The sequence below is a fragment of the Streptomyces sp. NPDC059957 genome (assembly GCF_042730015.1).
In the GTDB taxonomy this organism is placed as follows: Bacteria; Actinomycetota; Actinomycetes; order Streptomycetales; family Streptomycetaceae; genus Streptomyces.
Genome location: NZ_JBHWMB010000015.1, coordinates 75,523 through 97,577, shown reverse-complemented (window position 1 = coordinate 97,577; position 22,055 = coordinate 75,523). Strand labels below are relative to the sequence as shown.

The following is a 22,055-nucleotide window of genomic DNA, read 5'->3' as shown; positions in this document are numbered from 1 at the left end:
GCCACCCGCGCCACCCGCGCCATACGAACCAGTACCTCTCACACAAAAAGCTGACAAAATCCCCGCCCCACCCTAAGAAGGATCCACACCGCCCACATCAGCCATTCGGCCACCTCTCGGCACCCAAAACCCGACGTCACGCCCCTGGACACCCCTCCGCAACGCCGTGTACCAAATCCCCCATGACGATCAACGGCGGAATTTCCTTCTGGTACGCGACGGACGAGACCGCCCCCGCCCACCCACCCCGCGCCCCGCTCACCGGCAACGCCACGGCCGACGTCGTCATCGTCGGCGGCGGCTACACCGGCCTGTGGACCGCGTACTACCTCAAGACCGCCGCCCCCGACCTGCGCGTCACCGTCCTGGAGCAGAAGTTCTGCGGCTACGGGGCCTCCGGCCGCAACGGCGGCTGGCTCTACAACGGCATCGCCGGCCGCGACCGCTACGCCGCCCTCCACGGCCACCAGGCCGCACAACGCCTCCAGCACGCCATGAACGACACCGTCACCGAGGTCATCGACACCGCCGCCAAGGAGGGCATCGACGCCGACATCCACCGCGGCGGAGTCCTCGAAGTCGCCCGCACCCCCGCCCAGCTCTCCCGCCTCAAGGCCTTCCACACCGCCGAACTCGCCTTCGGCGAAACGGACCGCGAGCTCTACGACGCCACCGACACCCGCGCCCGTATCAACATTGCGGACGCCGTGGGCTCCTCCTGGACCCCGCACGGAGCCCGCATCCACCCCCTGAAGCTGGTCAAGGGCCTGGCGGCCGCCTGCGAACGCCTCGGCGTCGTCATCCACGAGTCCACCCCCGTCACGGAGATCGCCCCGCGCCGCGCCCTCACCCCGTACGGCACGGTCCGCGCCCCGTACGTCCTGCGCTGTACGGAGGGCTTCACCGCCGCCCTCAAGGGCCAGAAGCGCTCCTGGCTCCCGATGAACTCCTCGATGATCGCCACGGCCCCCCTCCCCCCGGAGACCTGGTCCCAACTCAACTGGTCCGACGCCTCCACCCTCGGCGACATGGCCCACGCCTACATGTACGCCCAGCGCACGGCCGACGGCCGCATCGCCATCGGCGGCCGCGGCGTCCCCTACCGCTACGGCTCCCGCACCGACAATGACGGCCGCACCCAGCCCGCCACGATCACCGCCCTCACGAACCTCCTGGAGTCCTTCTTCCCGGTCCTCACCGGCGTGGAGATCACCCACGCCTGGTCGGGCGTCCTGGGCGTCCCCCGCGACTGGTGCGCCACGGTCACCCTGGACGCGACGACGGGCCTCGGCTGGGCCGGCGGCTACGTGGGCTCCGGCGTGGCCACGGCCAACCTCGCGGCACGCACCCTCCGCGACCTGGTCCTGGGTGACAAGACGGACCTCACCACCCTCCCCTGGGTCAACCACCGGGTCCGCCGCTGGGAACCGGAACCCTTCCGCTGGCTGGGCGTCCAGGCCCTCTACGCCGCCTACCGCGAGGCCGACCGCCGGGAATCCACCACCCACACCCCGACGACAACCCCCCTGGCCCGCCTGGCAGACCGCATCTCGGGCCGCCACTGACGGACACGCAAAAGGCCCCGGGCGATCACCCGGGGCCTTCCACTTCTGTACGAATTCCCTTGGTCGGCAAACACCCGGCCTGGGATGGGGCCCCCTGTCGGATTCGAACCGACGACCTACGCATTACAAGTGCGTTGCTCTGGCCGGACTGAGCTAAGGGGGCGTGGTGACTCTGTGCAAGGCACGGAATCACGTTCACTCTACACATCGCCCCGACCCCGCAGCGAAGAACTTTCCGGTGTCCGGGGCCGCCGTCGGCGGCCCCCCTCACACCCCCGGATACCCCGCCCGCGCCAGCCGCGGTCCCACCGCCGCCAGGGGCAGACCCGGGTTGAGGGCGTCCACGACGGCCTGGGTGAGCGGGCGCAGCTCCCAGACGTGCCGGACCGCTTCCAGGGGGAGGTCCGTCTCGTAGTAGTCCTCGGCGAAGTCGCGGTAGGCCTCCGGGGTGCCCGCCACGAGCAGCTCGAAGAGGTAGTCCGCGCCGTCCGGGTCGGACCTGCCCTCCGGGAATTCCACCTTGCCCGCGCGCCACTGCGTATCGCCGGTCTCGCGCCAGAACACGGCGGTCGCGTTGAGCACGCCGTCCACGCAGAACGCCGGCTCCGCCAGGTACGGCCGGAAGACCTCAGGTATGCCGTCGGTCAGGCCCGGCCACCCGTCCTCGTGGTCGGTGTCCGCCCACGGGCTCATCGCCGACTCGTGGTCGAAGCCGTGCCCGAAGACCCCGGCCGCCGTGAAGACGATCGCGTAGTCGTCGCCGGAGCCGTTGTCCATCAGCGCGGCTTCCTCCCCCGGGCCCCACTTCGGGTCGTAGGCGAAGTAGCCGTCGTCCTCCTCGCCGCTGATCACCAGTTCCAGCGCCGCCATCGCCCGGCAGCGGTCGCGCAGCGTCTCGATGTCGGGGAGCCCGCGGGTCACGTCGTAGATGGTCATGGGCGCGATCAAAGCAGCCGCCTCTGACAGTCGCCCCGGGGCCGTCGGGGACGTCGGGGAAGTCACCCCCGCCCAGGTGCTGACAGGAGCCGCGCGGGCGGGTAGCGTCGGGCCGAGTCCAGTCCACTGGACTAGACCTTCCACTCGGATCGTCCGGCACGTTCCTGCCGGTAGAAGGGATTCATCACCATGGCTTCTGTCACTTTCGACAAGGCGACCCGTCTGTACCCCGGCGGCGACAAGCCCGCCGTCGACCAGCTGGAGCTGGAGATCGCGGACGGCGAGTTCCTCGTCCTCGTCGGCCCCTCCGGCTGCGGCAAGTCCACCTCGCTGCGCATGCTGGCCGGCCTGGAGGACGTCAACGGCGGTGCCATCCGCATCGGTGACCGCGACGTCACGCACCTGCCGCCCAAGGACCGGGACATCGCGATGGTGTTCCAGAACTACGCGCTCTACCCGCACATGTCCGTCGCCGACAACATGGGCTTCGCGCTCAAGATCGCCGGCGAGGACAAGGCCACCATCCGCCGGAAGGTGGAGGACGCGGCGAAGATGCTGGACCTGACCCAGTACCTCGACCGCAAGCCGAAGGCGCTCTCCGGCGGCCAGCGCCAGCGCGTCGCGATGGGCCGCGCGATCGTGCGCAAGCCGCAGGTGTTCCTCATGGACGAGCCGCTGTCGAACCTCGACGCCAAGCTCCGCGTGTCCACCCGTACGCAGATCGCGGCCCTCCAGCGCGACCTGGGCATCACCACCGTCTACGTCACCCACGACCAGGTCGAGGCCATGACGATGGGCGACCGCGTGGCCGTGCTGAAGGACGGTCTGCTCCAGCAGGTCGACACCCCGCGCAACATGTACGACCGCCCGGCGAACCTCTTCGTCGCCGGCTTCATCGGCTCGCCGGCCATGAACCTCGTCGAGGTCCCGATCACCGACGGCGGCGTGAAGTTCGGCGACAGCGTCGTCCCGGTGTCGCGCGAGGCGCTCTCCGCCGCCGCCGACGCGGGCGACCGCACGGTCACCGTGGGCGTGCGCCCCGAGCACTTCGACATCGGCGAGACGGGCGGCCTGGAAATCACCGTGAACGTCGTCGAGGAGCTGGGCGCCGACGGGTACGTCTACGGCTCGACCTCGCACTCCGAGGGCTCGCAGGACATCGTGGTGCGCGTGAACGGCCGCCAGGTGCCCGAGAAGGGCTCCACGCTGCACGTGGTGCCGCGCGGCAACGAGATCCACGTCTTCTCGACCTCCTCGGGCGCCCGCCTCTCCGGCTGACCCGCAGGCCGCACACAGTCATTGGAGGGGCGTCCCGTCAAGGGGCGCCCCTTCGGCGTGAGTTCCCGCGTGACGTCCGGCGCGAGGTCCGGCGCGAGGTCCGGCAGATCGGGCCATTCGGCCCCAAGCGTCAACCCTTAATTCGAAAAGCCACGTCGAACCATCCCCCGACCGGGTGACTAAATGTCGCCATATCTTCACCGAGCGCTACTCTCGCCCTCGTGACCCACACTGCCCGCCGTATCGGCCGATCCCTCGCCCTGGTCCTGCCCGTCGTCCTGGTCCTGTCCGGGACCCTCGCGGTCACCATGGTCCCCTGGGCGGACAACACCCCCTCCCAGATCCTGACCGCGTCCGCCGAGGACGTCTCCGTCCCCGCGAAGCCGCGCGCCGCCCAGGACGTGCTGCGCGACAAGCTGTTGAGCGAGATCCAGCAGGGCGAGCAGCCGGGTGACGTCCTCACCCACCTCCAGCAGGAGGTCGACCGGCGGCCGTCCCTCGCCGAGCACTGCGTGGGCATCGCGCGCGCCCTCGGGCGGGCCGCGGTGGACGCCTACGGGCCCACGAAGGCCCAGTCGTTCGCGCGGCCGGTGTGTGACACCTCGTACGCGTCCGGCGTCGCCTCCATGGGCTGACGGCCGCCGCCGTACGCCCTTCTGCACCCGGACACGAAGACACGACGACATGACCGATTCCGAGCGTTCCGAAGGCTCCGAGCGTTCCGACCGACCCCACGCGGCCGCGTTCCCGGCCTCCCCGACCCAGGCGGTTGTCCTGGCGGGGGGCCAGGGTTCGCGGCTGCGGCCTTATACGGACGACCGCCCCAAGCCGATGGTGGAGATCCCCGGAACGGGGATGCCGATCATCGGGCACCAGCTCGCGTGGCTGGCCTCCGAGGGGGTGACGGACGCCGTGGTCTCCTGCGGCCACCTCGCCGAGGTGCTCCAGAAGTGGCTGGCCGAGGCTCCGTTGCCGCTACGGGTGACCACCGTCGTGGAGGAAGAGCCGCTGGGCCGGGGCGGCGGCCTGAAGTACGCCGCCCGGCACCTCCCGCACCCCGACCAGTCCTGGTACGCGACCAACGGCGATGTGTGGACCCGGTTCTCGCTGCGCGAGATGGCCGCCTTCCACGCCGAGCGCGGCGCCACGGCCACCCTCGCGCTGGCCCGGCCGCGGATTCCGTGGGGGGTGGTGGAGATCAACGAGTACGGGCACGTGCTGGACTTCATCGAGGCGCCGCAGTCCCCGTACCCGGTCAATGCGGGCGTGTACGTCTTCGGTCCCGAATTCGCGGCCCTGCTGCCGGATTTGGGCGACCACGAGCGGACCACGTTCCCGCGCCTGGCCCGCGAGCGGCGCCTCGCGGGCTTCCCGCTGCCCCAGGGGGCCTACTGGCGGGCGATCGACACGGCGAAGGACCTCACCGAGGCGGCACGGGAGTTGGCCGCGCAGAACGCCCCGTAGCGCCTCCTGGTGCCTGTACGGGCCCACACGCGCCCGTACAGGCCCGTACAGGCCCTCGCAGCCCCGCCCACGAAGAAGACCCTGCGAAGAAACCCGGCACACGAAGAAGGCCCGGCACGCTCTCGCGTACCGGGCCCTTCGCCTTCGCGGGTGCTGCGGCCGTCAGCCGCCGAGGAGTCCGCCCAGCAGGTCGGGCTGCGACGGTGCGGAGCTGCCCGTCCCGCCGGTGGAGCCGCCGCCGCCCGTTCCCGTGGAGCTGGCCGGGGGCTTCTGCGGGGTGGACTGGCGGGGGGTGCTGCGCGGGGGCTTGGTGCCGCTGGTGGTGCCGCGGGTCGCGGAGGGCGATCCGGAGCCGGCCGTCGGGGAGCTCGAACCGGCGGCCCCGCGCCCGGTCTTGGCGGCCGGGGAGGAGGCCCCGGCCGAGGGCTTCGCGGCCTGCTTCGGGGAGGTGGGGCGCGCGGGCTGCTGCTGCTTGGAGGTGCTCGGCAGCGGCCGCCCGGGCAGGTAGTTGCTCGGGGCCTCGCCCGGTCCGGGCACGGTGACCACGGTGGTGGAGCGGACGGCGCCGCCGAGGAGGGAGCCGATGAGCAGGGTGAGTCCGCAGATGACGCCGGCCATGATGGCTCCGCGGCGCAGGACCCGGCGGCGCAGCCGCCAGACCTCGGAACGCGGGCCCAGCGTGCGCCAGGCCTCGCTCGCGAGGCGGCCGTCCAGGGAGTAGACGGGGGCGCCGGCGATGATCAGCGGGCTCCAGGCGGCGAGGTAGATGATGTCGGGGGCGTCGTAGGCGGGGACGGTCTTCCAGCTCACCGTCATCAGCAGCGCGGCGGACAGCAGGGCGCCGAAGCAGGCGGCGAACCGCTGCCACAGGCCGAAGACCGTCAGCACGCCCACGATGACCTGGAGGAAGGCCACGCTGAGTCCGGCGCCGACCGGGTGGGCCAGGGCGAAGTCGCGCAGCGGTTCGGCGAGCGCCCAGGGCTGCAGGGTCTGCAGCCAGGTGACCATGGAGCCGCGCTCGCCCCCGTCGAAGTAGACGGGGTCGCACAGCTTGCCCATGCCGGCGTAGATGGAGATGAAGCCGAGGAAGACGCGCAGCGGGAGCAGCACGACGCCGAGGTTCATGCGGCGGCCGGGGTAGTACGAGGCCTGCGCGCGGGCGTCGCCGGCCCGGCGGGAGTCCGCGGATCCGGCGCCGGCGTGGGTGTCGTCGTAGGCGTCGTGGGGGTGGGAGAGACCCCCCACGACGGGCTGCGCGCGCGTGTCCTCGGCGTCGGCGTAGCTGCGCTGGCCGATGACGGTCGGGGTGGCGAGGGTGTCGTCCGCGAGGTCGTGGGCGAGGTCGATGCGCGGGATGACCTGGGTGGCCCCGCCGTCGTACTCGTCGTGGCCGCGCCCGTGCTCGCGTACGGCCTGGAGCAGGCCGCCCATGGCGGCGCTGGCGGCGGCGTCGCCGGGGGCGGACTTGCCGCTCCAGACGACGGGGCGGCGGCGCGCTGCGCCGGCTCCGGCGGCCGCGAGGGCTCCGCCGAGTGCCGGGGCGAGCCCGGGGGCGCCCGAGGGCCTGGGACGCGCGCTGGGGCTCGGTGCGAGCCGCACGCGGAAGCTGGCGTGGTTGACGATGACCTGTGCGGGGTCGCACGGCACCTTGACCATGCTCAGCGCGGGCTGGTCGTCGAACCCTGGCGTTCTGGTGTCCACACTCATCTAACCGAGTGATGAGTGTTTAGGACACTGCCTTGACATCAGCGATGTGTCCGAGACCCGTCAAATCAAGCCACCCCGCCCGTAGGGGGCGGGGTGACACGCTCACGGGTCACGTCCGATGAGCCAAGTGGATCAAGCGGCGGCCGAGGTGGTGCTCAGGCGGCTGCCGCCGGTGGTGCTGCCGGGCGCGCCGGTGGTGCTCAGGCGCGGCCGCGGGTGGCGCGGCGGCGGGAGGCCTCGTAGAGGACGACGCCCGCGGCGACACCGGCGTTGAGCGACTCGGCGCCGCCCGGCATCGGGATGCGCACGAGGTAGTCGCAGTTCTCGCCGACGAGGCGGCCGAGGCCCTTGCCCTCGGAGCCGACGACGATGACGACGGGGCCGCCGAGCGCTTCGAGCTCGTGGACCTCGTGGGTGCCCTCGGCGGCGAGGCCGACGACGGTGATGCCGGCCTTCTTGTACTCCTGGATGGCGCGGGTCAGGTTGGTGACGCGCGAGACCGGGGTACGGGCGGCGGTGCCGGCCGAGGACTTCCAGGCGCCGGCGGTCATGCCGGCGGCGCGGCGCTCGGGGATGACCACGCCGTGGCCGCCGAAGGCGGAGACGGAGCGGACGATCGCGCCGAGGTTGCGCGGGTCGGTGACGCCGTCGAGGGCGACGATGAGCGGGTCCTCGTGGTTCTCGTACGCGGCGGCGGTGAGGTCGTCCGGGTGCGCGTACTCGTAGGGCGGGACCTGGAGGACCAGGCCCTGGTGGTTGAGCCCGTTGGTGAGGCGGTCGAGCTCGGGGCGCGGGGCTTCCATCAGGTTGATGTTGCCGCGCTCGGCCGCGAGCTGGAGGGCCTCGCGGACGCGCTCGTCGTTGTCGATGAACTGCTGTACGTACAGGGTGACGGCCGGTACGCCGTCGCGCAGCGCCTCGAAGACCGGGTTGCGGCCGACGACCATCTCGCTGGTGCCCTTGGGGCCGCCGCGGCGCGGGGCGGGGCGGCGCTTGGCCGCCTGCCTGGCCATGGCGTTGCTGATGCGGTTGGCCTTGTGCTTCTTGCGGTCCTCGGCCTTGGGCGTGGGGCCCTTGCCTTCCAGGGCCTTGCGCCGCTGGCCACCGCTGCCGACCGTCGCGCCCTTCTTGTTGGACGTGCGGCGGTTCCTGCGCTGGCTGTTCCCGGCCATGACCTCTACCTGATTTCGTTGGTTCTGCGATATGTACGTATGAAGAGTGTGCCGCCCGGGACGCCGGGCAGCCCAATCCGAGTGCTCCAGTGGGACTGCGCCGGTGGCTCAGCGGGGGCCGAGCGTCCATCGGGGTCCGGTGGGGCTGTCCTCGATGACCAGGCCCGACTGCTGGAGCTGGTCGCGGATGGCGTCGGCGGTGGCCCAGTCCTTGCGGGCGCGCGCCGATTCGCGCTGCTCCAGGACCAGGCGCACGAGGGTGTCCACGGCTCCGTGGAGGTCCTCCCCGCGGTCCGCCTCGCCGGCCCAGTGCGGGTCGAGGGGGTCGAGTCCGAGGACGCCCAGCATGGCCCGTACCTCCGACAGGCGCGCGATGGCCGCGTCCTTGTCGTCGGCGGCGAGCGCGCTGTTGCCCTGGCGGACGGTGGTGTGGATGATCGCGAGCGCCTGCGGGACGCCCAGGTCGTCGTCCATGGCCTCCGCGAAGGCGGGCGGGACCTCGGCGGCGGGCTCGACGGAGCCGCCGGCCTTCTCGATGACGCGCTGGATGAAGCCCTCGATGCGCGCGAAGCCGGACTCGGCCTCGCGCAGGGACTCCACGCTGTACTCGATCATCGAGCGGTAGTGCGGGGTGCCGAGGTAGTAGCGCAGCACGATCGGGCGCCAGACCTTGAGCATCTCGGAGACGAGGACGGAGTTGCCCAGCGACTTGGACATCTTCTCGCCGGAGAGGGTGACCCAGGCGTTGTGCATCCAGTACTTCGCGAACTCGTCGCCGTAGGCCTTGGCCTGGACGATCTCGTTCTCGTGGTGCGGGAAGATCAGGTCGAGGCCGCCGCCGTGGATGTCGAAGGCGCTGCCGAGGTACTTGTGCGCCATCGCTGAGCACTCCAGGTGCCAGCCGGGACGGCCGCGGCCCCACGGGGTCTCCCAGTCGGGCTCGCCCGGCTTGGTGGCCTTCCACATGGCGAAGTCGCGCGGGTCGCGCTTGCCGGAGACGCCCTCGTCGGGCTGGCGCAGATCGTCGATCTTCTGGTTCGACAGCTCCAGGTAGCCGGGGAAGGAGCGCACGTCGAAGTAGACGCTGCCGTCGGCGACGTAGGCGTGGCCGCGCTCGATGAGCCCGCGCATCATCTCGATCATCTCGGGCACGTGGCCCGTGGCGCGCGGCTCGTAGGTGGGCGGGAGGCAGCCCAGCTCGTTGTAGCCGTCGTTGAAGGCGCGCTCGTTCTCGTACCCGATGGACCACCAGGGGCGGCCCTGGTCCTCGCCCTTCGCGATGATCTTGTCGTCGATGTCGGTGACGTTGCGGATGAAGGTGACGTCGAGCCCGCGGTAGGTGAACCAGCGGCGCGCGATGTCGAAGTTCAGGTACGAGCGGACGTGCCCGATGTGCGGAGCCGCCTGCACGGTGGCGCCACAGAGGTAGATCGAGACGCAGCCCGGGACGAGCGGGGTGAAGTCACGGATCTGCCGGGCGCTGGTGTCGTACAGGCGAATAGTCACGGCATCCAGGGTAGTGCGCCTGTAGCAGTGCCCCGCGACCCTTTCGGCACGCGGGGCCCGCTTTGTTGGCGGAGAGGCAGGGGTGGGGTGTATCCGTACGGGGTACTAGGCCCGGTTCGTCCGGTAGACGAGGGCCGTGGCGATGGCGGCGAGACCTTCGGCGCGGCCGGTGAGGCCCAGTCCGTCGGTGGTGGTGCCGGAGACGGAGACGGGGGCGCCCGCCGCGGCGGCGAGCGCCTTCTGTGCCTCTTCGCGCCGCTTGCCGATCTTCGGGCGTACGCCGATCACCTGGATGGCGATGTTGCCGATCTCGAAGCCCTCGGCGCGGACGATGCGGGCGGCTTCCGCCAGAAGGGTGACTCCGGCGGCGCCGGACCACTCGGGGCGGGAGGTGCCGAAGTGCGCGCCGAGGTCGCCGACGCCGGCTGCGGAGAAGAGGGCGTCGCAGGCGGCGTGCGCGGCGACGTCCCCGTCGGAGTGCCCGGCGAGGCCGTCCTCGCCCTCCCAGAGCAGGCCGGCGCACCACAGTTCGCGGCCGGTCTCGAAGGCGTGCACGTCGGTGCCGATGCCGACGAGCGGGATCAGCGGAGCAACGGGGGCGGCAGCACCGGCGGACTCCTCGAAACTTGCGGAGCTAGTACGCATCGGTGGCCCTCCGGCGGGCGAGTACGGCCTCGGCGAGGACCAGGTCGAGCGGGCGGGTGACCTTGAAGGCCTCTTCGTGGCCGGGGATCACGACGACGGTGACGCCCAGCTGTTCCACCAGGCCGGCGTCGTCAGTGGCTCCCTCGCCGCTGACGGCGACCTTCTCGTGCGCGAGGCGGAGCGTGGCGAGGTCGAAGCCCTGCGGGGTCTGCACGGCGCGCAGCCGGGCCCGTACGGGGGTGGCGACGACCGGCTCGGGCTCGCCGGGCCGGCCGGGCTCGACCTCCTTGACGGTGTCGGCCAGCGGCAGGGCGGGGACGACGGCGGGTGCGCCGTCGCGGACGGCCTCGACGACGGAGTCGACGGTGTCGACGGGGACCAGGGGGCGGGCCGCGTCGTGGATGAGGACGGCGGTGATGTCGGCCGGGAGCGCGTCCAGGCCGGCGCGTACGGATTCCTGCCGGGTCTCCCCGCCGGGGACGACCAGGATCTCGGTGCGCTCGGGCAGCGCGTGCTCGTCGAGCAGCCGGCGCACCTCGGCGGTGCCGTCGGCCGGCGCCACGACGACGACGAGGGCGACCGCGCGGGAGCGCGCCATGGCGCGTACGGCGTGGATGAGCATGGGGGTGCCGCCCAGGGTCCGCAGGGCCTTGGGGGCTCCGGGACCGAGACGGACTCCGCGGCCGGCGGCCGGGATCACCGCGGCGGTGCGGTGCGGGCGCGATTCGTCAGACATCAGTAGCTCCGAGCCAGGTTTGTGACTTCGGCCGACATGGGTATGGCCTGAAGGGTGCCGGGTGCGACGCCCTCGCCCCTTCCGTGACGACCGGTCGAGTCGGCTGCCCGGACCCGGCACGCCAGTGAGTAAGGCTTGAGCAGCTGAGCACAGGCGGCTTCAGCGAGCGCGGGTATGGGTCCAGACATGCCGCAGCGCCCGGCAACAAGTCTCCTTGTCATCGGGCACCGCGGCACAACTGTGTACGACAAAGCGTACGAATGATCGCGTCAGGACGCGAGCACTTCGTCGAGGAGGGCCTCGGCCTTGTCCTCGTTGGTGTTCTCGGCGAGCGCGAGCTCGCTCACCAGAATCTGGCGCGCCTTTGCGAGCATGCGCTTCTCACCTGCGGAAAGTCCGCGCTCACGCTCACGACGCCACAGGTCACGCACAACTTCGGCGACCTTGATGACATCGCCAGAAGCGAGCTTTTCCAGATTTGCCTTGTAGCGCCGGGACCAGTTCGTCGGCTCTTCTGCGTACGGTGCGCGGAGCACCTCGAAGACCCGGTCCAGCCCGTCCTGGCCGACTACGTCGCGAACGCCTACGAACTCCGCATTGTCCGCGGGGACGCGAACGGTCAGGTCACCCTGCGCGACCTTGAGCACCAAGTAGGTCTTGTCCACGCCTTTGATCTGGCGAGTTTCGATAGCCTCGATCAGCGCGGCCCCGTGATGGGGATAGACCACGGTGTCGCCAACCTTGAACGTCATGTGACAGGTACCCCTTCCGTGGCTATCCAGGGTAACACGAGAATCGACCGTTATGAATGGCGTTTTCGCAGGTCAGGGCCCATCTCAGGGCTTGACAACAGCGACAGGAACGTGCTGCGAGAGGCTTCCGGAAGGGGGTATTCGCAGGTCGGAGGCGCTGTGCGGACCGGGCGAAACGGCTACGTTACACCCGCCCGGGAGCCCCGACGATGTGGCGTACGTCCCGTTTTGACGGTTTCCAGGACGGGAAACCGAAGTACTCCGTTCGACTGGCGGCCACCCGTACGGCGTCCGTTCCGGCCCAATCCGGAATTGATCACCCGGCGGTGTTCGAGGAAATCCGGAAATTGATCACCGGGCGCGCGCCGGCCTTTGCGGGCGGGCCTTTTGCGAATGGAAGATCACCCGGACCCGGCGTGGCCGTGATCGAACCCGCCGGTGCGGGGGCGGGACCCCGTACAGGGCCCGGCCCCACGCTGCGGAGGGTCGGGTGCGGGGGCGGGGCAGCGGCTCGGTAACCTAAGCGCGCTGACACATCCTTAGAGCGGCTTTACTTCGCCGCTCCGAGGCGTCCATCCTTCCGTTCCGTACGTCCAAGGAGTTGCCTCCCCCGTGAGCCGCAGCCTTCGACGCGGCGCCCTCGCCGCCACCGCCGTCGTGTTCTCGATCGTCTCGCTGGGCGCCTGCGCCGCGGGCCACGACGCTCCGACTCTCCAGGTCAAGCCGGACAATGCCGCCGTCACCAAGGGCGACATCAAGGTCCAGAACGCTCTGGTGATCACCCAGGAGAAGGACAAGAAGGGCCCGGCCGCGGTCTCCGCGACGGTGTTCAACACCGGCACCAAGGAGCAGACGCTCGAGGGCATCACCCTTCCGGGTGGCAAGGCCGTCGTGACGCTGAAGCCCGCGGGCAGCGGCTCCAAGGTGGTCATCCCGGCCGGCGGCTCCGTCGTCCTCGGCGGCAAGGGCAACGCCTCCGCCCTGATCGCGGGCGGCACCGACGTCGTGGACGGCAACGTCCAGAAGATCGTCTTCAAGCTGAGCACCACGGGCGACGTCGAGCTCGAGGGCTTCGTCGTCCCGGCCACCGGCATGTACGCGGGCTTCGGCCCGACCGCCGCCGCGGCCGTCCCGGGCGCCACCCCGTCGGGCAGCCCCTCCGGCAGCCCGTCGGGCTCCCCCTCGCCGTCCGGCTCGTCCTCGGCCTCGGCCCCGGTCTCGGGCAGCCCGTCCGGGTCCCCCTCCGGGTCCGCGTCCGCGTCCGCCGGTCACTGAGGCGCGAAGCACCGTACTCAACGGGAACGGCCCCCGTCCGCTCGATGCGGACGGGGGCCGTTCCCGTGTGTGCGCTCAAGAATTACGGTTTACGGCTCGAACTTGTAGCCGAGGCCGCGGACCGTGACCAGGTAGCGCGGGGCACCCGGGTCGGGCTCGATCTTGGCGCGCAGGCGCTTGACGTGGACGTCGAGGGTCTTGGTGTCGCCGACGTAGTCGGCGCCCCAGACCCGGTCGATGAGCTGCATGCGGGTCAGTACGCGGCCCGCGTTGCGCAGCAGCATCTCCAGCAGGTCGAACTCCTTCAGCGGGAGGTCGACCTTGGCGCCGGCGACGGTGACCACGTGGCGGTCGACGTCCATCCGGACGGGGCCCGCTTCCAGGGCCGCCGGGGTGACCTCTTCCGGCTCGCCGCGGCGGCGCAGGACCGCGCGGATGCGGGCGACCAGCTCCCGCGAGGAGAAGGGCTTCGTCACGTAGTCGTCGGCTCCTATCTCCAGCCCGACGACCTTGTCGATCTCGCTGTCCTTGGCGGTCACCATGATCACGGGCACGTTGGAGCGGCCGCGGAGCTGCCGGCAGACCTCCGTGCCGGGCAGGCCGGGGAGCATCAGGTCGAGGAGGACGAGGTCGGCGCCGTTGCGCTCGAACTCGTCGAGCCCGTCGGGCCCGGTCGCGGCGATCGCGACCTCGAAGCCCTCCTTGCGGAGCATGTAGGACAGGGCGTCGCTGAAGGATTCCTCATCCTCGACGACTAGCACTCGGGTCACGGAAGGACCTCCGGGGCAGGGATGGCTGGAGCGGTGTGAGGTTCGAGCAGGGTGTTGGCGGGTGCGGAGGCCGTCGCCGGGGCCGGCGCGGCCGCTTCGGGGAGTCGCAGGGTGAACGTGGAACCCTGACCCTCCGAGCTCCAAACCGACACCTCCCCGCCGTGCGAAGCCGCTACGTGCTTCACGATCGCAAGGCCCAGGCCGGTTCCTCCCGTGGCGCGGGAGCGGGCCGGGTCCACACGGTAGAAGCGTTCGAAGATGCGCTCGCGGTCCTTTTCCGGGATGCCGATGCCCTGGTCGGTCACGGCTATCTCGATCAAGTCTCCACCCGGCGCGGTGACCCGGCGCGCGGCGATGCCGACGCGGGTACGGGCGGGGCTGTAGTTGACGGCGTTCTCGACCAGGTTTCCGAGGGCGGCCGCGAGCTGCCCCCGGTTGCCCCATACCCGCAGGTCGGCGGTGCCGCCGGCGGCCATGGTGATCTGTTTCGCGGAGGCCGTGTGGCGGCAGCGGTCTATGGCCTCGGCCACGAGCGTGTCCACGCGGACGGGCTCCGCGTCCTCCAGCGGGTCATCGTTCTGTACCCGGGAGAGGTCGATGAGTTCTTGTACGAGGTTGATCAGGCGGGTGGCCTCGATCTGCATGCGGCCGGCGAAGCGGTGCACCGCCTCGGGGTCGTCCGAGGCGTCCATGACGGCCTCGGAGAGCAGGGAGATCGCGCCGACCGGGGTCTTGAGCTCGTGCGACACGTTCGCGACGAAGTCACGGCGCACGGCCTCGATGCGGCGGGCCTCGGTGAGGTCCTCCACGAGGAGGAGCACCAGGCGGGAGCCGAGCGGGGCGACGCGTGCCGAGACGGCGAGCGCCTCGCCGCGGCCGGTGCCGCGCCGGGGCAGGTCGAGCTCGACCTGGCGTATCTCCCCGTCGCGCCGGGTGTCGCGGGCCATGTGGAGCATGGGCTCCACGGCCAGCTTGCCCCCGCGGACCAGGCCGAGGGCATATGCCGCCGAGCTGGCCTTGACCACCGCGTCCCCCTCGTCGAGCACGACGGCGGAGGAGCGGAGTACGGAGAGGACGGTGTCCACTCCCGGTGGGAGCACCGCGTTGATGTCGGGGCGCATGGAGCTCCGGGTGGGGCGGGCTTGGTCGCGCTCGCTCCAGCGGAACGCCAGCATCGCGATCACACCGGTGCAAAGACCGGCAATCGCTGCAGCTGCGGCGACCGCCGCGTTCACGTCCATGACTCCAGGTTAAGCAGGCCAGGGGACACTTCCACAGCCGTTCGGGTGGCACCTCGAACAGTCGTCGCCCAGAGTTCACCCTGACGACCGTGCTGATTCACTTGGGATGCCGGAGTCGGTCGCGTTCGAGGTTCACCGTGGCAACGTGGGGCCGATGGCCGCACCGGCCCGCCCCGGGCAGCAGTACGGCAGTAGTAGTAGGTCGAGAGAGGGACACGAGACATGCGTGACGCGTACCACGAGGAACTGGACTCGATCGGTGAAGGCCTGGTCGAAATGGCCCGGCTGGTCGGCTCCGCCATCGGGCGGGCCACGACCTCCATGCTCGACGCCGACCTGAAGCTCGCCGAGAGCGTCATCGCCGCCGACCAGAAGGTCGACGACCTCCAGCACGACCTGGAGGCCCGTGCCATCGCGCTGCTCGCGCGCCAGCAGCCGGTCGCCACCGACCTGCGCATCGTCGTCACCTCGCTGCGCATGAGCGCCGACCTGGAGCGCTCCGGCGACCTGGCGCAGCACGTGGCCAAGCTCGCGCGGCTGCGCTTCCCGGACACCGCGGTCCCGCGCGACCTGCACGCGACCATCCTGGAGATGGGGCAGCTCGCGCAGCGCCTGATGGCGAAGGCCGCCGAGGTCATCATCACGAAGGACGTCGACCTGGCGCTCCAGCTGGAGCAGGACGACGACGAGATGGACCAGCTGCACCGCACGCTGTTCCAGCACCTGATGGACGACCGCTGGAAGCACGGCATCGAGACGGCGGTCGACGTGACCCTGCTGGGCCGCTACTACGAGCGCTTCGCGGACCACGCGGTGTCGGTCGCCAAGCGCGTGGTCTACCTGGTGACGGGTGAGCACGCGGACGAGCTCCAGGCGCCCACGCAGGTCGAGGGCGTCTGAGCCGCAGGGCCGGCGGGGGCCGGATCAGCGGCGCCCCGATCAACAACGAGCCCCCAATGCGCCGTTGACGCGGGGGCCGGGCTGGGCATGAATGAGGGCGAAGGCACAACGCCTACGAGGAGGATCCATGCCCGATTCCCCCGTCCCCATCACCCCGGAGCAGGAAGCGCAGCCCCCGGAGGGCCTGCGCCTGCGCTTGCCCCTGCTCGCGGCCTGCGGCTGCGGCTCGGGCTGCGGCTGCGGCTGCCAGTCCGGCGCCCCCTGCCAGTGCGGCGGCTGAGGCCGCCCGCCTGGTCACCCGTACGCGAAGGGCCCCGTCCGGCAGTCGTCGGCCGGGGCCCTTCGCATCGGTCCCATCGAGGAGACGGAGACGGAGACGGTCATGCGCCACGGCCACCCCAGCCAGGAGCAGGTGCGGCGCAACTTCGAGGGCGTCCTGACGGACGTCCTGTCGGGGCGCGGCGTCCGCACCGGGACGGGGCTGGACACCCAGACGGAAAACGCCCTGTGGGCCATCGCGCGCGCCCGCCCGAACGCTCCGGACGCGCTCGTGGCCGCGGCGTACCGCGCCTTCGCGGGCCAGATCGACGGCAGCAACGCGGCCGCGCGGCGCGCCGAGACGGACCGCAGGATCGCCGAGCGCGCATCGCGCCCCCGCCCGTCGGGCCCGCCGACGGACCGGGGGCACGTCCCCCGGCCCGGGCCGTAGCGGGCTCGGTCAGTACTCCTCGATACGGGGCGGCGGCGACCAGTGGGCCGGCAGCACCTGGCCCTCGCCGCGGAAGCAGCGCACGGGGAAGCGGCGGCTCCACCACCGGCCGTCGCGCTCGCCGTTACCCGCGTCGGGCAGCACCATGGGGCGGGTGGCCGCGAAGAACCGGTCGTCCCACCGGTCCAGATCGGGCTGCCGAATCTCCCGCACCCGCGCGGTGAGCAGGGGCCACGCCCGTTGGAGCGTGTCGCGGCAGGCCAGGTCGTTCCCGTACTCGTACACGAACTCGAGGTCGAAGCCCTCCTCGATGTCGAGCACGACCAGTCGCCACCGCGCGAGCGCCGCGTTGAGGCTTCCGTACCGGCCGAGCACCTCACCGGCCGAACGCACGGACGCGTAGTCCTCGGCTTCCAGCCCGGGCCCGTGTGTCATCGCTTCAGAGCCCGGTAGCGCCTGAGGAGCGCCGTGATCTTCGCGTGGTCGGCCGCGCCGTTGAGTTCGGTGAGCAGGTCGTCCGGGCACAGTTCGTAGTGGTCGCCCCACCAGCGGTGCCCCTTGGTGTCCCAGATCCGGTAGCCGCCCGGCACCCCCCGGGCCACGTAGCGCCGCCTGCTCACGTCCGTGCTCCCATGTCTCCCCCTGGAGTTCGGCGGTGGTCCCACACCATCCTCGCTCCGCAGGCCCGCGACCGGGCGGGGATTTCGGCAACGAGAAGCCCCCCGCCCTCCGGGGACCGGCGGGCGGGGGGCTTCGGCCCGGAGGACCCTGTCAGCGGGGCAGGATGCCGAACTCCGTGCCGGTGGTGACCTGGGAGTCGGTGGGCGGGTTGACGACGCGGGTGGGGGCGGTCCCGGCGACCTTGCCGTCCTTCGTGCCGACGGACCAGACCTGCGGGACGGTGGCCGCGACCGCGAAGGTGAGCTCGGGCTGCTTGTCGTTGTTCAGGTCGGTGGTCTTGAGCAGCGAGGGGATGCGGAACGTGCCGGCGGGGGCGGGCAGGCCGGCCGCGTTGTGCGCGTACCAGGTGGCGCCGGTGCCGGTGACTCCCTTGGCCGTGCCCTTGAGCACGTAGAGGCCACCGCCGGTGATGTCGCAGCCCCAGCCACAGTTGGCCTTCCGCTCACCCGGGGCACCGATGATCAGCTCGGGGTAGCCGTCCAGGTTGAGGTCGGCCGCCGCCAGGGACTGGCCGAAGCGGTCGGCCGTTCCGACGCCGCCCGGGATGCCGGGGGTGTCCTCGGTGAACGTCTGGAAGCCGCGGGCTTCGTTCACGCCGGTGGCGGAGCCGAAGCTGACCCGGACCAGTCCCGCCGAGCGGATGGTGTCGATCTGGATCTCCGGGTCGCCCACCGCGATGTCGCCGTAGCCGTCCTTGTCGAAGTCCGCGACGGCGACGCTGCTGCCGCCCCGGATGGTGACCGGGGTGAAGCGCAGCCCGGACGACCCCCCGAGGAGCACTCGGCCGCGCGTCGCTTCGCCCTTGCCGAAGTCCGTCCGCTCGCCGAGGACGACGAGGTCGTCGATGGCTCCCTTGTTGATCCGGCCCACCGCGATCCGGTTCTGCGCTTCCTGCTCCCCGAAGACGGGGTACTGACGGCCGAGGTCCAGCCGCTGCGACGAGACGGGCGTCCCGTCCGCCTTGAAGGGGCCGCGGAACAGGTAGAGCGCGGTGGAGTAGCCGACGACGAGGTCGGCCCGCCCGTCACCGGTGAAGTCACCGGACTTCAGGACGACTCCGAAGCCGGGCGCGTTCCTCGGATCGGCCACCGCGGTGGCGCCGTTCAGCCCCGTGGCACTGCCCCAGACCAGGGTGACCGACTTGTTCCGTCCGCCCACGGCGAGGTCCGCGTAGCCGTCGCCGTTGAAGTCGCCGTGGGTGAGGACCTCTCCGAAGCGCCGGTCCTTCGTCGCGTCGCCCGGGATTCCGGGGCTGTTCTGGGTGATGACCTTCAGGCCGGTCTTCTGGGCGCCGTACTTGCTGCCGTAGGAGACGGTCACGTAACCCGCGTTGGCCACCGCGGTGACGGCCCCGTCGGTGCCCTTGACGTTCACGACGGAGTTCGGGGCGCCGATGGCCAGGTCGTGGTAGCCGTCGCCGTTGAAGTCGTCGGCGTAACGGGTGGCCGCGGGCCCGGTCACGGCCGTGGCCGTGGCCGCTTCGGCCCCGGTGCCCGCGGCGGCCAGCAGGCCTCCCGTGAGTGTGGTGAGCGCCGCGACGATCGCGACGGAGTGACGGATGTGGCGTCTCACGGCCGGTTCCCCCAAGAAACTCGATCGAATGTCCGTACCCAAGACCACTGTTGGGCCGGAACGGTTGTACGGGCTCGGCGTCGTCGTCCGTGACCCGTCAGCGGACGAGTACGCCGAACTGGTAGCCGATGGTGACCTGGGAGTCGGTCGGCGGGTTGACGACGCGGGTGGGTGCGGTCCCGGCGACCTTGCCGTCCTTCGTGCCGACGGACCAGACCTGCGGGACGCCCGCCTCGACCGCGAAGGTGAGCTCGGGCTGCTTGTCGTTGTTCAGGTCGGTGGCCTTGAGCAGCGTGGGGATGCGGAACGTGCCGGCGGGCGTGGGCAGGCCCGGCGCGTTGTGCGCGTACCAGGAGGCCCCGATGCCGGTGACGCCCTTCGAGGTGCCCTTCAGCACGTAGAAGCCACCGCCGGTGATGTAGCAGTGCTCGCAGGTGGCCTTCCGCTCGCCCAGGGCGCCGATGATCAGCTCGGGGTAGCCGTCCAGGTCGAGGTCGGCCGCGGCGACGGAGTTGCCGAAGCGGTCGTACTTCTCCACGGTGCCCGGGAGGCCGTCGCTGTCCTCGGTGAACGTCCGGACGCCACGGGTGTCGTCCACACCGTTGGCGGAGCCGTAGTTGACCCGGACCACACCCGCGCCGTAGTCGGTGTCGATCTGGACCGCGGAGTCGCCCACCGCGATGTCGCCGTAGCCGTCCTTGTCGAAGTCCGCGATCGCGACGCTGCCGCCACCGCGGATGGTGACCGGGGTGAAGCGCAGTCCGGACGTCCCGCCGAGGAGCACCCGGCCGCGCATCGCCTCGTCGTAGTTCCTGCGCTCGCCGAGGACGACGAGGTCGTCGATGGCGCCCTTGTTGATCCGGCCCACCGCGATCCGGTTCTGCGCGTCCTCCGCCCCGAAGACGGGGTAGTCGCGGCCGAGGTCCACCGACTGCGTCGAGAGGGGCGTCCCGTCCGCCTTGAAGGGCCCGCGGAAGAGCCGAAGCGAGGTGGAGTAGCCGACGACGAGGTCGGTCTTCCCGTCACCGGTGAAGTCACCGGCCTTCAGGACGACGCCGTAGCCGGGCTTCTTCTGCGGGTCGGCCATCGCGGTGGCGGACTTCAGCCCCGTGGCGCTGCCCCAGATCAGGGTGACCTGTTCGGCCCGCGTGCCCACGGCGAGGTCCGCGTAGCCGTCGCCGTTGAAGTCGCCGTTGGCGAGGACCGCCCCGAAGGCCCGGTTCGCCGTCGGGTCGCCCGGGATTCCGGGGCTGTTCTGGGTGATGACCTTCAGGCCGGTCTTCTGTGCGCCGTACTTGCCGCCGTAGGAGACGGTCACGTAACCCGCGGAGTACACGGAGGTGGTGACCCCGTCCGTGCCGGTGACGTTCACGGCGGAGTTCGGGGCGCCGATCGCCAGGTCGTGGTAGCCGTCGCCGTTGAAGTCGTCGGCGTAGCGGGTGGCCGCGGGCCCGGTGGTGGCCGCTTCGGCCTCGGTGCCCGCGGCACCCAGCAGGCCTCCGGTGAGTGTGGTGAGCGCCGCGATGACTGCGACGGAGTGATGGATGTGGCGCCTCACGGCCGGTTCCCCCAAGAACTCGATCCAATGTCCGCCCCTATGACTCCCGTTGGGCCGGAACGGTTGTACGAGTGGTGAGGACAGACGAATGCCCCCGATCTGCGCCGTGTGCGCAGGTCGGGGGCAGGGTCGCTGCTGCTGCTTCTGCTGCTTCGGCTACTTCTTCTTGCCCTGGGTCTGGCGGGCCCGTTTTCCTGCCCAGGTCAGAGGCCCGCGCACTCCGCCTGACCTGCTGCCGACCGGTCATCGTTGGTCGTTGTCCGTCGCCCCCGGTCACCCTCTCAGGGCCCAGAGAGGGCCCGGGACACGAGTATCCCTGCGCTGTCGCACTAGGACTCGGGCGGTGCATATGGGTCATGCACGATGTCCGGCCCCGTCCACAGCCCGAGAGTCCGAACAGGAGCATCCTGCGGCGCACCCGGGCCCCACCCACCAATCACCTGCACCCCCCGGACCGGGTTCACCGGCCCTGGCGCTGGTCTGGACTGAAGGCCGACGTACAAGGGTGTGGGCATGACTTCCCGCCTCATCCTCAGCCAGAGAGGAAATCCCTGCATGGCGCGCTCATCGGCACTCGCGTGTAGGGAGACCTTCATCTGTGACGTGCCGTCTCCAGGTGCCTTCGCAACCACGTCTATCTGCGGTCCGATCTGGCTCGGAGGCCGACCGAGCAGAGGAAGGCCACCCAGGTCGAAGCAGTTGATGCTTGCAATGTGACCGCCAGCCCGGTCGTTCAAAGGAGACCCGAAGACAGGTGGAGTCCGATTCGGCTTGCCTTTGCCGTAGTACACGTGGCACTGACCCGAGTAGTGCAGAGACAACTTGGCCTCGCCAGGGTCCACCTCGCACTCATACTGCTGCGTCACGGTAGTAGAGGTGTTCGGAGGGGCATCGAATATGACTGCCCTGGCCCTCCAGCCCTGCTGAAAGTACGGCCGGATGTACAGACTCGGGTCTCCCTTCGACCACGAGACGTGCGCAACAAGCGCGTAGTCACCGGCGTACGGCGAGACTATTCGGATGCTCTCTACGGACTGCTCTCGGCGAGCCTGTGACACCTTGCCACCACCTGGTTGAGGAAGATGAACAGACCAGTATGCGCAAGACGTGACCCTAAGTCAGCTGGTTTCCAAGGGCAGCACGATGGCGTGCGGCGAGCCTGGCAGCGAGGAAGGCTCTTCAACGAAGGTGGCCCCCGCCGGCCGAAGAGCCGCCGTCACCACAGGAGAGGGGCGGCTGCCCTCCTAGAGAGTTGATAAGAGACAGTGTCCGAAGCGTCCACAGCACCTTCCTCGCACCTTCTGACCTGCACAGATGATGTGGACACTAGGCAAATTGCCTAGTGTCCGACAGTGGCCACAGCGTCCACGGCCTATACCCCAAGCTAAGCGCATCGTTGCAGGTCAAAGCGTCGTCGGGGGCAAAGGCCGTGTGGACGCTACGCCCCCGCTCGGTCGCCCATGAGATGAAGAGGCCACCTCGCCGGGCCGGGGTGGTCTCTTCCCCCTCAGCCGTCCCGGGGTTTTGGGGAGAAAAAAAAGGGAAAAACACCACGAGGGTGGCCCCTTTTTTTTTTTCCGGCCGCGGA

21 protein-coding genes and 1 tRNA gene are annotated in these 22,055 nt (G+C 70.6%); 8 read left to right on the top strand and 14 right to left on the bottom strand.

Going from position 1 to position 22,055, the window contains the following annotated elements:
• The first annotated feature begins 182 nt into the window (after positions 1–182).
• On the top strand, positions 183–1,565 hold the full coding sequence (locus ACFWBW_RS13085; protein ID WP_385371279.1) for an NAD(P)/FAD-dependent oxidoreductase: 1,383 nt from the start codon (positions 183–185) through the stop codon (positions 1,563–1,565).
• Positions 1,566–1,650: 85 nt separating this feature from the next.
• On the opposite strand, the gene ACFWBW_RS13080 is transcribed toward ACFWBW_RS13085, so the two are convergent.
• Together ACFWBW_RS13080 and ACFWBW_RS13075 are read right to left on the bottom strand one after the other, a co-directional pair.
• Positions 1,651–1,728 (bottom strand) — tRNA-Thr (locus ACFWBW_RS13080).
• A gap of 104 nt (positions 1,729–1,832) precedes the next feature.
• Positions 1,833–2,501: a hypothetical protein gene (locus ACFWBW_RS13075; RefSeq protein WP_385371277.1), complete on the bottom strand. Its 669-nt coding sequence runs from the start codon at positions 2,499–2,501 to the stop codon at positions 1,833–1,835.
• A gap of 189 nt (positions 2,502–2,690) precedes the next feature.
• On the opposite strand from ACFWBW_RS13075, the gene ACFWBW_RS13070 reads away from it, so the two are divergent.
• The 3 genes from ACFWBW_RS13070 to ACFWBW_RS13060 all read left to right on the top strand — a co-directional run bounded on the left by ACFWBW_RS13070 (position 2,691) and on the right by ACFWBW_RS13060 (position 5,243).
• Positions 2,691–3,779, top strand: coding sequence for an ABC transporter ATP-binding protein (locus tag ACFWBW_RS13070; protein ID WP_385371274.1), 1,089 nt, complete (start codon positions 2,691–2,693; stop codon positions 3,777–3,779).
• Between the two features lie 221 nt (positions 3,780–4,000).
• Positions 4,001–4,414, top strand: a complete 414-nt coding sequence (locus ACFWBW_RS13065) for a hypothetical protein (RefSeq protein WP_250744566.1) — start codon at positions 4,001–4,003, stop codon at positions 4,412–4,414.
• Positions 4,415–4,463: 49 nt separating this feature from the next.
• Positions 4,464–5,243, top strand: a complete 780-nt coding sequence (locus ACFWBW_RS13060; protein ID WP_385371271.1) for an NDP-sugar synthase — start codon at positions 4,464–4,466, stop codon at positions 5,241–5,243.
• 162 nt (positions 5,244–5,405) lie between these two features.
• Here the strand turns inward: ACFWBW_RS13060 and ACFWBW_RS13055 are convergent, their stop codons facing one another.
• From ACFWBW_RS13055 to ACFWBW_RS13030, 6 genes are all read right to left on the bottom strand, one after another.
• Complete coding sequence (locus tag ACFWBW_RS13055; RefSeq protein ID WP_385371268.1) at positions 5,406–6,950, bottom strand: DoxX family membrane protein; 1,545 nt, start codon at positions 6,948–6,950, stop codon at positions 5,406–5,408.
• A gap of 200 nt (positions 6,951–7,150) precedes the next feature.
• Positions 7,151–8,122, bottom strand: a complete 972-nt coding sequence (rlmB, locus tag ACFWBW_RS13050) for a 23S rRNA (guanosine(2251)-2'-O)-methyltransferase RlmB (protein WP_385371265.1) — start codon at positions 8,120–8,122, stop codon at positions 7,151–7,153.
• 108 nt (positions 8,123–8,230) lie between these two features.
• Entirely contained in the window at positions 8,231–9,628 is a 1,398-nt protein-coding gene (gene cysS / locus ACFWBW_RS13045; protein WP_385371263.1) for a cysteine--tRNA ligase, read from the bottom strand.
• Between the two features lie 105 nt (positions 9,629–9,733).
• A complete protein-coding gene (gene ispF / locus ACFWBW_RS13040) occupies positions 9,734–10,273 on the bottom strand; it encodes a 2-C-methyl-D-erythritol 2,4-cyclodiphosphate synthase (protein ID WP_385371260.1) in 540 nt (179 codons plus the stop codon).
• On the bottom strand, positions 10,263–11,009 hold the full coding sequence (gene ispD / locus ACFWBW_RS13035) for a 2-C-methyl-D-erythritol 4-phosphate cytidylyltransferase (protein WP_385371257.1): 747 nt from the start codon (positions 11,007–11,009) through the stop codon (positions 10,263–10,265). The genes ispF and ispD overlap by 11 nt, the downstream gene beginning before the upstream one ends.
• Before the next feature lie 269 nt (positions 11,010–11,278).
• Positions 11,279–11,761 carry a CarD family transcriptional regulator gene (locus ACFWBW_RS13030; protein WP_003953493.1) on the bottom strand — a complete coding sequence of 161 codons (483 nt, stop codon included), beginning with the start codon at positions 11,759–11,761 and terminating at the stop codon, positions 11,279–11,281.
• Between the two features lie 612 nt (positions 11,762–12,373).
• Between ACFWBW_RS13030 and ACFWBW_RS13025 the strand changes: the two genes are divergently transcribed.
• Positions 12,374–13,036, top strand: a complete 663-nt coding sequence (locus ACFWBW_RS13025) for a DUF461 domain-containing protein (protein ID WP_385371254.1) — start codon at positions 12,374–12,376, stop codon at positions 13,034–13,036.
• A gap of 89 nt (positions 13,037–13,125) precedes the next feature.
• Here ACFWBW_RS13025 and ACFWBW_RS13020 read toward each other — a convergent pair whose 3' ends face one another.
• Together ACFWBW_RS13020 and ACFWBW_RS13015 are read right to left on the bottom strand one after the other, a co-directional pair.
• A complete protein-coding gene (locus tag ACFWBW_RS13020) occupies positions 13,126–13,806 on the bottom strand; it encodes a response regulator transcription factor (protein WP_007265514.1) in 681 nt (226 codons plus the stop codon).
• Positions 13,803–15,047: a sensor histidine kinase gene (locus tag ACFWBW_RS13015; RefSeq protein WP_385371252.1), complete on the bottom strand. Its 1,245-nt coding sequence runs from the start codon at positions 15,045–15,047 to the stop codon at positions 13,803–13,805. Before ACFWBW_RS13015 ends, ACFWBW_RS13020 begins: the two co-directional genes overlap by 4 nt.
• A gap of 222 nt (positions 15,048–15,269) precedes the next feature.
• Here ACFWBW_RS13015 and phoU point away from each other — a divergent pair, with 222 nt between their 5' ends.
• From phoU to ACFWBW_RS13000, 3 genes are all read left to right on the top strand, one after another.
• Entirely contained in the window at positions 15,270–15,947 is a 678-nt protein-coding gene (gene phoU, locus ACFWBW_RS13010; protein WP_030858619.1) for a phosphate signaling complex protein PhoU, read from the top strand.
• A gap of 127 nt (positions 15,948–16,074) precedes the next feature.
• The gene (locus ACFWBW_RS13005; RefSeq protein WP_243339483.1) at positions 16,075–16,227 is read left to right on the top strand and encodes a hypothetical protein; all 153 of its coding nucleotides are present in this window, start codon (positions 16,075–16,077) and stop codon (positions 16,225–16,227) included.
• Between the two features lie 102 nt (positions 16,228–16,329).
• Entirely contained in the window at positions 16,330–16,656 is a 327-nt protein-coding gene (locus ACFWBW_RS13000) for a hypothetical protein (RefSeq protein ID WP_385371249.1), read from the top strand.
• A 9-nt stretch (positions 16,657–16,665) separates the two neighbouring features.
• Here the strand turns inward: ACFWBW_RS13000 and ACFWBW_RS12995 are convergent, their stop codons facing one another.
• The 4 genes from ACFWBW_RS12995 to ACFWBW_RS12980 all read right to left on the bottom strand — a co-directional run bounded on the left by ACFWBW_RS12995 (position 16,666) and on the right by ACFWBW_RS12980 (position 20,467).
• The gene (locus tag ACFWBW_RS12995; protein WP_385371246.1) at positions 16,666–17,091 is read right to left on the bottom strand and encodes a hypothetical protein; all 426 of its coding nucleotides are present in this window, start codon (positions 17,089–17,091) and stop codon (positions 16,666–16,668) included.
• Entirely contained in the window at positions 17,088–17,276 is a 189-nt protein-coding gene (locus ACFWBW_RS12990; protein ID WP_385371244.1) for a hypothetical protein, read from the bottom strand. The genes ACFWBW_RS12995 and ACFWBW_RS12990 overlap by 4 nt, the downstream gene beginning before the upstream one ends.
• Before the next feature lie 151 nt (positions 17,277–17,427).
• Entirely contained in the window at positions 17,428–18,909 is a 1,482-nt protein-coding gene (locus ACFWBW_RS12985) for an FG-GAP-like repeat-containing protein (protein WP_385371241.1), read from the bottom strand.
• Positions 18,910–19,006: 97 nt separating this feature from the next.
• Positions 19,007–20,467, bottom strand: coding sequence for an FG-GAP-like repeat-containing protein (locus ACFWBW_RS12980; RefSeq protein ID WP_385371238.1), 1,461 nt, complete (start codon positions 20,465–20,467; stop codon positions 19,007–19,009).
• Between the last annotated feature and the right edge of the window lie 1,588 nt (positions 20,468–22,055).

Coding starts and splice junctions, on each gene's coding strand:
- ACFWBW_RS13085 (WP_385371279.1), top strand. CDS start 183: ATGACGATCAACGGCGGAATTTCCTTCTGGTACGCGACGGACGAGACC.
- ACFWBW_RS13075 (WP_385371277.1), bottom strand. CDS start 2,501: ATGACCATCTACGACGTGACCCGCGGGCTCCCCGACATCGAGACGCTG.
- ACFWBW_RS13070 (WP_385371274.1), top strand. CDS start 2,691: ATGGCTTCTGTCACTTTCGACAAGGCGACCCGTCTGTACCCCGGCGGC.
- ACFWBW_RS13060 (WP_385371271.1), top strand. CDS start 4,464: ATGACCGATTCCGAGCGTTCCGAAGGCTCCGAGCGTTCCGACCGACCC.
- ACFWBW_RS13055 (WP_385371268.1), bottom strand. CDS start 6,950: ATGAGTGTGGACACCAGAACGCCAGGGTTCGACGACCAGCCCGCGCTG.
- rlmB (WP_385371265.1), bottom strand. CDS start 8,122: ATGGCCGGGAACAGCCAGCGCAGGAACCGCCGCACGTCCAACAAGAAG.
- ispF (WP_385371260.1), bottom strand. CDS start 10,273: ATGCGTACTAGCTCCGCAAGTTTCGAGGAGTCCGCCGGTGCTGCCGCC.
- ispD (WP_385371257.1), bottom strand. CDS start 11,009: ATGTCTGACGAATCGCGCCCGCACCGCACCGCCGCGGTGATCCCGGCC.
- ACFWBW_RS13030 (WP_003953493.1), bottom strand. CDS start 11,761: ATGACGTTCAAGGTTGGCGACACCGTGGTCTATCCCCATCACGGGGCC.
- ACFWBW_RS13015 (WP_385371252.1), bottom strand. CDS start 15,047: ATGGACGTGAACGCGGCGGTCGCCGCAGCTGCAGCGATTGCCGGTCTT.
- phoU (WP_030858619.1), top strand. CDS start 15,270: ATGCGTGACGCGTACCACGAGGAACTGGACTCGATCGGTGAAGGCCTG.
- ACFWBW_RS13005 (WP_243339483.1), top strand. CDS start 16,075: ATGCCCGATTCCCCCGTCCCCATCACCCCGGAGCAGGAAGCGCAGCCC.
- ACFWBW_RS13000 (WP_385371249.1), top strand. CDS start 16,330: ATGCGCCACGGCCACCCCAGCCAGGAGCAGGTGCGGCGCAACTTCGAG.
- ACFWBW_RS12995 (WP_385371246.1), bottom strand. CDS start 17,091: ATGACACACGGGCCCGGGCTGGAAGCCGAGGACTACGCGTCCGTGCGT.